We start from the raw sequence: 10,896 nt of genomic DNA on the forward strand, positions 1-10,896 counted from the left end.
CTGCCGATCCACGTCGCGGTCCCTGCCGGTCGCGGAAGCCAACCGTTGCCCGACGTGGCACTCCACCGCGTGTCCCGGATGGACGAGCTCGTCGTCCGCGTCGGGATCCCCCGCATGCGGGCCGAGCATGCGGCGCTTCGGGTCGCCTCCCGCGCCGAGGGCACGGATGCCGTGGTGGCCGCCCTTGCCGACGCCGTCAATTGGCGGGTGACCACGCCGCAACGCCTGCTCGGGGCTCTGCCTCAGCTACCCAGGCTCCCGCAGCGGCGCCTGATCACCGAGGTCTCGAGGACCTCGCCGCAGGAGCGTGCTCGGTGCTCGAGCGGGGGTACCTGATCGAGGTCGAGCGGGCACACGGCCTGCCGACCGGCGTACGACAGGAGCCACGGAAGTCCGCAGCCGGCTGGGAGTTCCGTGATGTTGTCTACGTGGCGTTCGGATTGGTCGTGGAGCTGGACGGCCGCACCTTCCACACCGGCAAGCGGGCGCGCGACACGGACATGGAGCGCGATCTGGACGACCTCGTGGCGCGACGTGACACAGCCCGCCTCGGTCACGCGCAGGTCTTCAACACGCCCTGCCAGACTGCCGCGAAGGTCGCGGTCCTCCTGCACCAACGCGGCTGGACCGGCACGCCCGTCCGGTGCGGTCCCGGCTGCCAGCTCGAGCCCTGATCTTGTGCGTCCCTCACGCAATGGATGCGCGACAGGCGCACCAAACAGAGACGCAGACGGTCCGGCTAGGGTCGAGCCGTGCCGGAGCAGATCACTACGTACGACGACGCAGCGGCCGCGAGCCTCACCAGGATCTCAGCCGCCTGCCGCGAGGGCGACGGGCGCGAGCCGCTCGACGAGGCAGCTCGGCTCCACCTGCGTCACCACGGACTCCACGACGCGGCGCTGTGGCTCAGCGGCAGCGGCTTCGCCCTGCTTCGCCGCCACGCCAGCACGCACAGCAGCCCCGCACCCACCGACTCCCGGCACCACTCCGGGCACGGCACAGAGCGCGGCGGTAGCCGGTTCGAGCTCGACCTCGCCGTGGCACCGGACGCGCGGCGTACCGGCCAGGGGGCAGCGCTCCTCGAGGCCGCTCTCACGGCGACCGACGGGCCGGTCACCGCCTGGTCGCACGGCGACCACCCGGGCGCGGCCGCCCTGGCAGCTCGCCACGGCTTCCGGCGTACGCGGGAGCTGCTCGTGCTCGCCCGCCCGCTCGGTGCCGCGAGCACCGGCCCCCACGATCCCCGCATCCGCACCTGGCGCGAGGAGGACGCCGACGAGCTGCTGCGGGTCAACGCGGCCGCCTTCGCGCACCACCCCGAGCAGGGGGCGATGGACCGGGCCAACCTGGCCGAGCGGATGGCGGAGCCGTGGTTCGATCCGGCCGGCCTGCTCGTGGCCGTCGACCCTGCGGGCGCCACCACGGGCCGCCTGCTCGGGTTCCACTGGACCAAGGTCCACGACAACGGTCACGGCGAGGTCTACGTGGTCGCGGTCGATCCGGCCAGCCACGGCCAGGGCGTCGGCGGGGCTCTGCTGCGGGCCGGCCTCGACCACCTCGCCGGGGCCGGCTGCCCCGCCGTGCACCTCTACGTCGAGGCGGACAACACGACCGCCCTCGCGCTCTACCGGGGCCTCGGGTTCACCACCGACCACGCGCACGTGCAGTACGCCCGCCCCTGAACGACGCAGCGCCCCGGCTGCCGCAGCAGTCGAGGCGCTCGTCGTACGGGGAATCAGCCGAAGCGGCCCGAGATGTAGTCCTCGGTGCGCTGGTCGTGCGGCTTGGTGAAGATCTTCGAGGTCTTGTTGAACTCGACCAGGAGACCCGTACGGTTGCCGGTCGTCTCGTCCGGGCGCGCGGTGAAGAACGCCGTGCGGTCGGACACGCGCGCGGCCTGCTGCATGTTGTGCGTGACGACCACGATCGTGAAGTCCTCGCGCAGCTCGAGCATCAGGTCCTCGATCTTCGAGGTCGCGATCGGGTCGAGCGAGGCGCACGGCTCGTCCATCAGGATCACGTCGGGCTTCGTCGCGATCGTGCGCGCGATGCAGAGGCGCTGCTGCTGACCACCCGAGAGCCCGTACGCCGACTGCTTGAGCTTGTCCTTCACCTCGTCCCAGAGGGCCGCACTGCGGAGCGACTGCTCGACCAGGTCGTCCATGCTGTCGACCTTCATGCCGGTGACCCGCGGGCCGTAGGCGATGTTGTCGTAGATCGACTTCGGGAACGGGTTCGGCTTCTGGAAGACCATGCCGATGTGCGTGCGGACCGCGATCGGGTCGACGCCCTTCGCGTAGATGTTCTGGCCGTGGTAGTTGATCTCACCCTCGACGCGCGCGCCGGTGACCAGGTCGTTCATCCGGTTGAGGCAGCGCAGCACCGTCGACTTGCCACAGCCCGAGGGACCGATCATCGCGGTGATCTCGTTCTTGCCGAAGGCGAGGTTGACGTCGTGCACGGCGTGGAAGTCGCCGTAGAAGACGTTGAGGCCGATCGCCTCGATGATCGGCGCCGGCGGCAGGTCGGGCAGCGCACGCTCGGCCGCCGCGTGGACGTCGGCGATGGAGTCGACGTGACCGGCAGTGTCATCACCCGGGCGGATGCTGAAGGTGTGGGGAGTCTTGGACATGGGGTTCCTCACCAGGATCGGGTGAACTTGTTGCGGATGAAGATGGCGACGGCGTTCAGGCCGAGGACCATCGCCAGGAGGACGATGATCGCGGCACTGGCCGCGGTCTGCATCTCCGGCTTGGAGTTGGTTGCGAGCGAGTAGATCTGGATCGGCAGGGCCGTGATCTCGGAGCTCAGGCCGCTCGGGTCCCACGCCACGAAGGAGAGGCCGACGACGACCAGCGGAGCGGCCTCACCGATCGCGCGGGAGATGCCGAGGATCGTGCCCGTGGCGATGCCGGGGATGGCCGAGGGCAGCGTGTTGCGCCAGGTGGTCTGCCAGACGGTTGCGCCTAGTGCCAGGGAGCCGTGGCGGATCTCCGTCGGCACCGCACGAACGGCCTCGCGGGTGGTGATGATGATGACCGGGAGGATCAGCAGCGCCAGCGCCAGCGCACCGCCGATGACGGTGTTGGTCCGGTCGACCGCGAACATCGCGAGCACAGCGACCGCGAGCATGCCGTAGATGACCGACGGCACGGCCGCGAGGTTCTGCAGGTTCAGCTCGATCAGCCGGTTCCACCACTTCGAGTTGTCGGCGAACTCCTCGAGGTAGAGCGCTGCCGCGATGCCCAGGGGCACGGCGAACACCGCGGTGGTCAGCATCAGCCAGAGCGATCCGAGGATGCCCGCCCGGAAGCCGGTCTCGTCCTCACGGATGTGCGACTCGTACTGGCTGAAGAGGTTGCCGTCGAAACGGGGTGCCCCGTCGATCGCGGTGCTGATGATCAGCGTGGCGAGCACCGCCACGCCGAAGAAGAGCGAGAACCAGAGCAGTACCAGGAAGATCAGCGAGCCCGGCGTGCGGTCCTTGCTCCGTCCGGTGGCCACGGTCGCGGAGGTGACGTCGGCGGCTGTCTTCGTTGCGACGCTCATCAGTAGGCCTGCCTGAATCGACGGACGAGGGCGATGCTGATCGCGTTGATGACCAGGGTGATCACAAAGAGCGTGAGGGCGATCGCGAAGAGCAGGTTGTACTTGTCGGACCCGACCGCGGCTTCGCCACCCAGCGTCTGGGCGATCTTGCCGGTCATGGTCTGTGCACCCTCCTGGAGGTTCCAGGTCAGGTGCTTCTGCGAGCCGGCCGCCAGGGCGACGATCATGGTCTCGCCGATCGCGCGGGACATGCCGAGCACGACCGCCGCAGCGATGCCGGAGAGTGCAGCGGGGAAGACGACGCGGAGCGTGGTCTGCATCTTGTTGGCGCCCAGCGCGAACGAGCCCTGCCGCATCGCGTGCGGGACGGCGCTGAGCGCATCCTCCGCCAGCGAGGCGATCGTCGGGATGATCATCACGCCGAGGACCAGTCCGGCTGCGAGCAGGTTGGTGAAGTTCACCTTCAGGTCAAGCAGGTCGTTGAGCAGCGTCGGCGTCACGAAGTAGAGCGCGAAGAAGCCGTAGACGACGGAGGGAACGCCGGCGAGCAGCTCGACCGTCGGCTTGAGCACCTTCCGGGCCCGGCGCGAGGCGTACTCCGAGAGGTACATCGCCGCCCCCAGGCCGAACGGGATGGCGACCAGCAGCGCGATGGCCGTGACCTGGAGCGTCGCCGCCACCCACGGGAAGATCGCCGTGGCGAAGCTGGACTCCTCACTGTCGCGCAGGGAGAAGAACTCGGAGAGGGGCACCTCCCCGAAGAAGTCGATCACGGGTCGCAGCAGCGCATAGAGGATGCCGACGGTGATGGCGACGGAGGTGATCGCCGCTGCCGTGAGCAGCGTCTTGATCACCATCTCGCCGATGCGCGTCTTCGGCGCCAGATTCGGGAAGCCGGGCTGGCCCGCCCCGTGAGGGGACGGGCCAGCCGAGGTGGTGGCGTTCAACAGTCTGTCCTAACGGACCTTCCTCGGAGAGTCCTCCGAGGCAGGGGTCACTTGATGCCGGAGAGGGCGGCCTTCGTGCCCTCGTAGAGCTCGTCGGAGAGCGGGATGAAACCGGTCTCCTCGGCGATGGTCGCGAGGTTCTCGACGTAGAAGTCGAGGTACGACTTCGTGGCCTCGTTCTCGGTGTACTTCGCGTTGTTCGCGTAGACGAAGAGCGGGCGGGCCAGCGGGGTGTACGAGCCGTCCTGGGCAGTCTCGACGGACGGGGCGACGCAGCCCTCGCCACCGTCGACCTCGAGGGCCTTCAGCTTGTCGGAGTTCTCCTCGAAGTAGGAGAAGCCGAAGAAGCCGACGGCACCCTCGGTGCCGGAGACACCCTGGACGAGGACGTTGTCGTCCTCGGAGGACTCGACGTCCGCGCGGAGCTCCTCGGACTCGTTGTCGAACACGTCGTTCGCCATGTAGTCATAGGTGCCCGAGTCGGTGCCCGGGATGAAGAAGGAGATCTTCTCGTCGGGGAACGACGGGTCGAGCTCCTTCCAGTTCTTGATCTTCGAGCCCTTGATGAAGAGCTTGCCGACCTGGTCGACCGTGAGGCAGTCGACGGCGAGGTCGGGGTGGACCGCGATGGTCAGCGCGTCGGTGGCGACCTGGAGCTGGGTGTACTCGATACCCGCCTTCTCGCAGACCGGAGCCTCCTCGTCGTCCTTGATCGGGCGCGAGGCGTCGGAGAGGTCGGTCTCGCCGGCACAGAACTTCTCGAAGCCGCCACCGGTGCCGGACTCACCAACGGTGACCTGGACCTTCGGCTGCTCCTCGCGCAGCAGCTCTGCGGCCGCGACGGACATCGGGTAGACGGTCGACGAGCCGTCGACGGCGACGGAGCCCGAGACCTGCTCAGCGGCGTTGTCGCCGCTCGGCTCGGAGGCACCGCCACAGGCGGAGAGGGAGAGGCCGAGCGCGAGCGCGGCGACGGCCGGGACGACCCGGCGGGTGGAAGTGGCGTTCACTTCGATACTCCTGATGTTCGGATTGAACTGTCGCGCTGGACGCTAGGGACGCGAAGTGTCCGAATTCGTCGGCGAAGATGAACGAGCAGGAAACGATCCGGGAAGTCCCGACGGTCGAAGGGTGACGCAGGCCTCACCTGAGGGCGTGGCGCTCCGTCGCGAGGACCTTCCCGTTCCGGTGGTGCACGACCACCATCTCGCCGGGCTCCAGACGAGGGTCCTCGAGGCCGAGGGCGTCGAAGACCTTGGGCAGCACGGGGCGGTGGCTGCACACGACCGTGCGCCTGGCCGCCTCGACCAGGTGCCTGATCCGTGACGCGACCCCTGCATCGGTGGCCTGCTCCTCGGAGAGGCCGTCGTCGGCGACCACGCGCCGGCCGGTCGCGTCGGCGTACGGGACGAGGGTGGTGACGCAGCGGGTGCTGCTCGAGCTCACCAGCCGGGTCACGTCGTACGCCGCCAGGAGTGGCACCAGGCGGTCGGCCTGGTGCTCGCCGATCTTCAGCAGCGGGCGGAAGCGGTCGTCGGCCCGCCAGCGGGAGCGGGCCCGGGCACGGCCGTGGCGCAGCACGATGAGGGTGGAGGTCCGTCGGCGGCGCTTCGCCGCCTGCGCGAGCGTCGCCCGGTCGCGCTCGTAGGTGAGCCGCTCCTCCGCGACCTCAGCGGGCAGCCAGACCACCTGGTCGACCTCCCGGTTGGCGACGTACGCCGAGACGTCGTCGCCGTCGAGGGCGCGCGCCACCCAGTAGTGCACGACCTTCGTGCGACCGCCCTGCACGACGTACAGCTGGTCGTCGAGGGGACGCCCGAGGCGGACCGCGAGGCCGGTCTCCTCGCCGACCTCCCGGACGGCCGCGACGGCGGCGTGCTCACCGCGGTCGAGCTTGCCCTTGGGGAAGGACCAGTCGTCGTACTTGGGCCGGTGCACCAGCAGCACCTCGAGGAGGCCCCCACGGCGCCGCAGGACCACGGCACCGGCAGCCACGACGGGCCGCTCGGCGGCCGGGGACGTGCTCGACATGGCGCTAGGGTATGGCTCCCGCGACGCCGCTCCGAGGGAGACCACACCGTGACCGTCCGCCAGCTCCTGACCGGACGCACGCGCCGGGGTCTCGTGGTCCGGGTCGGCGTGCTCGTGGTGCTGGCCGCTCTCGCCGTCGGGTACGCCGTGTGGCCGCGGTCGTCGGAGTTCTCCCGCGCCACCGGGCTCCTGCCCGCGAGCGCCCAGCGCGTGCTGTGGACGGACTGGCAGGCGATCCGCACGGACCGCGACTGCCGCGCGTGGACCGCATGCGAGGCGGCGATGGAGGACGCCGACCTCGGTGCCGCGACCGTGCTCGGCGCGTCGGCGGAGGCGCTGCAGGCTCAGCTGCGCTGGGGCCCCGAGACCGTCGACTGGGAGCTGCTCGGCCAGGCGACCGGCGGCGAGGTGCTGATCGTGCGCCTTCCCGACGTGCGCCGGGTCGCGCGCGCCTACGAGACCGCAGGCTTCACTCCCCCCGCGCAGGACCGGCTCGACGGTGGCGTGTGGGAGAGCGAGGTGGAGGTGCTGGCCGGGCTCGGCATCGACGAGCCGCTCTTCGCCAACGCCGCCTTCCTCGCCGACGACGGACTGCTGCTGAGCTCCGACAGCGCGGCCTGGCTCGAGGAGTCCGTGCGGGCGGCCCAGGGCGGTCGTCACCTCGACTTCGAGCTCGCCGGCGAGCTCACCGACCCGCTGGCTGCCGTGGGCCTGGCCGGTGACCGCGCCTGTGCCGAGCTCTCCTTCGCGACCGCCGACGGGGGCGCGCAGGCCCGGGCCGCCCAGCTGGTCGAGGCTACTGGCGGGGTGAACCCCCTCGACGGCTACCTCGTGGCCCTGGGCAGCGACCGCGCCTGGACCGCTGCGCTCGCCTTCGAGTCGGACGGGAAGGCACAGGAGGACCTGCTCCCCCGCCAGCGGCTGGCCGCCGGCGAGGATCCCGGCCAGATGCTCGACTACAGCGAGCTCTTCCGGCTCGACGCCGCGGAGCAGCACGGGCGCCACGTCGTCCTGACCGGGCGAGCCCAGCCCTCGGCGTACGCGCTCACCCAGGTGACCCAGGGGCCGGTCCTGCTCGCCTCCTGCTGATCGAGCGACCGCGCTGCCGCGCCCGCCCGATCGCCGGGGGTGCCTAGCGCTTGCGGCGCTGCGCGGCGATCAGCTCGGCCTGGAGGTCGACGGTGCCACCGTTGTGGCGCCACACCCCGTCGCCGTCCAGCTCCCAAGCGGAGGTCTCCGGGGCAAACGCGAGGTCCATCAGCTCACGGACCTTCCCCACCTGGGCCTGACCCGGCAGCCGGACCAGGGCCTCGACACGACGGTCGAGGTTGCGGTGCATCATGTCGGCCGAGCCGATCCACGCGACCGGCTCACCGCCGTTGTCGAAGGAGACGAGCCGGCTGTGCTCCAGGAACCGGCCGAGCACCGAGCGGACCTCGATGGTCTCCGAGAGACCGGGGACACCCGGCCGGAGGGCACAGATGCCACGGACCAGGAGCTGGACCGGCACCCCCGCCTGCGACGCGAGGTAGAGCGCGTCGATGATCCCCTCGTCGACGACCGAGTTGGCCTTGAGCCGGACGCACGCCGGACGCCCGGCGCGGTGGTGCGCGACCTCGCGGTGGATCTGGTCCACCAGCCCGTCGCGGACCGAGTCGGGTGCGACGAGCAGCTCGGCGTACTTCGCCTTGTTGGAGAAGCCGCTGAGGTTGTTGAAGAGGTGGGCGACGTCCTCGCCGATCGCGTCGTCGGCGGTGAGCAGGCCGAAGTCCTCGTAGAGACGGGCGGTCTTCGGGTTGTAGTTGCCCGTGCCGATGTGGGTGTAGCGGCGGATGCCGTCCGGCTCGTCGCGCACGACCATGGCCAGCTTGCAGTGGGTCTTGAGGCCGACCAGGCCGTAGACGACGTGCACGCCGGCGTGCTCGAGCTTGCGGGCCCAGCGGATGTTGTTGGACTCGTCGAAGCGCGCCTTGATCTCGACCAGGGCCATCACCTGCTTGCCGGCCTCCGCAGCATCGACGAGGGCGTCGATGATCGGGCTGTCGCCGGACGTGCGATAGAGGGTCTGCTTGATCGCCAGCACGTGCGGGTCCGCGGCCGCCTGCTCGATGAAGCGCTGCACCGAGGTGGAGAAGGAGTCGTAGGGGTGGTGCAGGAGGACGTCGCCGCGCCGCATCGCCTTGAAGACGTCGACGGCTCCGGCCGACTCGACGGGCGCGAGCTGGCGGTTCGTCGACGGCACGAACGCGGCGTACTTGAGGTCGTCACGGTCGAGGTCCGCGATGTCGTGGAGGCCGCGCAGGTCGAGCGGGCCCGGCAGGTGGAAGACCTCTGACGCACTGACCCCGAGCTCGGAGACGAGCAGCTCGAGCACCTCGTCGTCCATCGACTCCTCGACCTCGAGGCGCACCGGAGGACCGAACTTGCGGCGCAGCAGCTCCTTCTCGAGCGCCGCGAGGAGGTTCTCCGCGTCGTCCTCCTCGACCTCGAGGTCCTCGTTGCGGGTGACCCGGAAGGTGTGGACCTTCAGCACCTCCATGCCCGGGAAGAGCTTCTTGAGGTGCTCGCCGATCACGTCCTCCAGCGGGACGAAGCGCTGGTTGCCGAGCGAGACGAACCGGTCGAAGATCGGCGGCACCTTCACGCGGGCGAAGTGCTCCTTGCCGGTCTTCGGGTGGCGCACGACGACGGCCAGGTTGAGGCTCAGGCCACTGATGTACGGGAAGGGATGGGCCGGGTCGACCGCGAGCGGCGTGAGCACCGGGAAGATGCGCGCCTTGAAGAGCTTCTTGCAGTACTTCTGCTCCTCCTCGTCGAGGTCGGCCCACCGCACCAGCTCGATGCCCTCGCCACGCAGCGCGGGAATGATCTGGTCGCGGAAGACCGCGGCGTGCCGGTCCATCAGCTCGCGGGTGCCTGCCCAGATCGTCTCCAGGACCTCCTTGGGCAGGTGACCGCTGGCCGAGCGGACCGCGACGCCCGCCGCGATCCGGCGCTTGAGGCCGGCGACGCGGACCATGAAGAACTCGTCGAGGTTGCTGGCGAAGATCGCCAGGAACCGGGCGCGCTCGAGCAGCGGGAGGCTGACATCCTCCGCCAGTTCCAGGACCCGCTGGTTGAAGTGGAGCCACGACTGCTCACGGTCGAGGAACCGGTCCGGGTACGCCTCGAGGGCCGCCAGCGCCTCCTCGCCGGGGACGTACGGCGGCTCGACGTCGAACGTCTCGGATGCGCCCGGCGCCGGGGCCAGCAGCGGGCCCTCGTCGATCGAGCCGCCGGCGTGCGAGGGAAGGACGTCATGAGTCACGCGACGAGTGTTTCACCTCACGATGAACACCAGGTGACGTGAAGCGGGACTAGCGTCGTTCCGTGCAACTCGACCTCCTCGTGCCCCTGAAGTCCCTGACCCTCCGCGGCCTGCTCGCCCTGCCCCGCCCCGCGCTGCGGGCGTTCGCCGGAAGGCCCGTCGTCGTCGACGGCAACACCCTCGACCTCGAGGCCCAGGCAGTCCTGCGGATGCTCGAGCTCACGCGCGAGCCCGCGTTCGGCAGTGGCCCGCTCGCGGGAGCACGCTCGCACACCGTGGCGAGCAGCCGGATCGTCGGCGGCAGCCAGCCGATCGGCTCCGTGCGTCCGGTCGACGCCGGCGGGGTCCCCGCACGGCTCTACGTCCCCCGCTCCGGCTCGGAGGCGCTGCTGGTCTACATCCACGGCGGCGGCTGGGTCGTCGGCGACCTCGACTCCCACGACGCGGTCTGCCGGGTCCTGGCCGAGAAGGCGGGCGTCCGCGTCCTCTCGCTCGACTACCGCCTCGCTCCGGAGCACCCCTTCCCTGCGGCGTACGACGACTGCATGGCCGCCTACCGATGGGTCGTCGCGAACGCGGCCGAGCTGGGCGCCGACCCCGCACGGCTCGCGGTCGGCGGCGACTCCGCGGGCGGCAACCTCTCGGCTGCTGTTGCGCTGCAGGCCGCCGAGGAGGGGCTGCCGCTCGCCTTCCAGCTGCTGATCTACCCCGCGACCGACCCGAAGGCAGGCACGCCCAGCCACGGCCTCTTCCGTGAGGGCTTCTTCCTCACCGGCGACTTCATGGACGTCGCGTCCGCGGCCTACGCGCCCACGCCGGAGAAGCTGACCGACCCGCGCTACGCGGTCATCGACGCCGACGTGCCGGCCGGACTCGCTCCGGCGTACGTGTGCACCGCGGGCTTCGACCCGCTGCGCGACGAGGGCGAGGCGTACGCCGAGAAGCTGATGGCGGCCGGCGTCGAGGTCGAGTACGAGTGCTTCACCGGACAGATCCACGGCTTCGCCAACTGGACGGGCATCGGCCGCAGTGGACCCGCCGCCGTCGCCCGCCTCGCCGCCG

10 protein-coding genes and 1 pseudogene are annotated in these 10,896 nt (G+C 70.3%); 5 read left to right on the forward strand and 6 right to left on the reverse strand.

Going from position 1 to position 10,896, the window contains the following annotated elements; genetic code table 11:
- From VLF38_RS07445 to mshD, 3 genes and pseudogenes are all read left to right on the forward strand, one after another.
- Positions 1-336 (forward strand): annotated as a pseudogene (locus VLF38_RS07445) (hypothetical protein); the annotation flags it as partial.
- Complete coding sequence (locus VLF38_RS07450; RefSeq protein WP_325270643.1) at positions 315-674, forward strand: hypothetical protein; 360 nt, start codon at positions 315-317, stop codon at positions 672-674. The pseudogene VLF38_RS07445 and the gene VLF38_RS07450, both read left to right, overlap by 22 nt.
- Positions 675-752: 78 nt before the next feature.
- Positions 753-1,682, forward strand: a complete 930-nt coding sequence (gene mshD, locus VLF38_RS07455; protein WP_325270644.1) for a mycothiol synthase — start codon at positions 753-755, stop codon at positions 1,680-1,682.
- Between the two features lie 53 nt (positions 1,683-1,735).
- Here the strand turns inward: mshD and pstB are convergent, their stop codons facing one another.
- From pstB to VLF38_RS07480, 5 genes are all read right to left on the reverse strand, one after another.
- Positions 1,736-2,632: a phosphate ABC transporter ATP-binding protein PstB gene (pstB, locus tag VLF38_RS07460; protein WP_325270645.1), complete on the reverse strand. Its 897-nt coding sequence runs from the start codon at positions 2,630-2,632 to the stop codon at positions 1,736-1,738.
- A gap of 8 nt (positions 2,633-2,640) precedes the next feature.
- Complete coding sequence (gene pstA / locus VLF38_RS07465) at positions 2,641-3,549, reverse strand: phosphate ABC transporter permease PstA (protein ID WP_325270646.1); 909 nt, start codon at positions 3,547-3,549, stop codon at positions 2,641-2,643.
- Positions 3,549-4,496, reverse strand: a complete 948-nt coding sequence (pstC, locus tag VLF38_RS07470) for a phosphate ABC transporter permease subunit PstC (RefSeq protein WP_325270647.1) — start codon at positions 4,494-4,496, stop codon at positions 3,549-3,551. Before pstC ends, pstA begins: the two co-directional genes overlap by 1 nt.
- Before the next feature lie 47 nt (positions 4,497-4,543).
- A complete protein-coding gene (locus VLF38_RS07475) occupies positions 4,544-5,506 on the reverse strand; it encodes a PstS family phosphate ABC transporter substrate-binding protein (protein ID WP_325270648.1) in 963 nt (320 codons plus the stop codon).
- 133 nt (positions 5,507-5,639) lie between these two features.
- On the reverse strand, positions 5,640-6,527 hold the full coding sequence (locus tag VLF38_RS07480) for an NUDIX hydrolase (protein ID WP_325270649.1): 888 nt from the start codon (positions 6,525-6,527) through the stop codon (positions 5,640-5,642).
- Positions 6,528-6,575: 48 nt separating this feature from the next.
- On the opposite strand from VLF38_RS07480, the gene VLF38_RS07485 reads away from it, so the two are divergent.
- Positions 6,576-7,616: a hypothetical protein gene (locus VLF38_RS07485; protein ID WP_325270650.1), complete on the forward strand. Its 1,041-nt coding sequence runs from the start codon at positions 6,576-6,578 to the stop codon at positions 7,614-7,616.
- Positions 7,617-7,659: 43 nt separating this feature from the next.
- Here VLF38_RS07485 and VLF38_RS07490 read toward each other — a convergent pair whose 3' ends face one another.
- A complete protein-coding gene (locus VLF38_RS07490; RefSeq protein WP_414689375.1) occupies positions 7,660-9,777 on the reverse strand; it encodes an RNA degradosome polyphosphate kinase in 2,118 nt (705 codons plus the stop codon).
- A 119-nt stretch (positions 9,778-9,896) separates the two neighbouring features.
- Here VLF38_RS07490 and VLF38_RS07495 point away from each other — a divergent pair.
- The coding region (locus VLF38_RS07495) for an alpha/beta hydrolase (RefSeq protein WP_325270651.1) at positions 9,897-10,896 on the forward strand (1,000 nt) is incomplete at its 3' end.

It is taken from the genome of Nocardioides sp. (assembly GCF_035481145.1).
Classification (GTDB): domain Bacteria; phylum Actinomycetota; class Actinomycetes; order Propionibacteriales; family Nocardioidaceae; genus Nocardioides.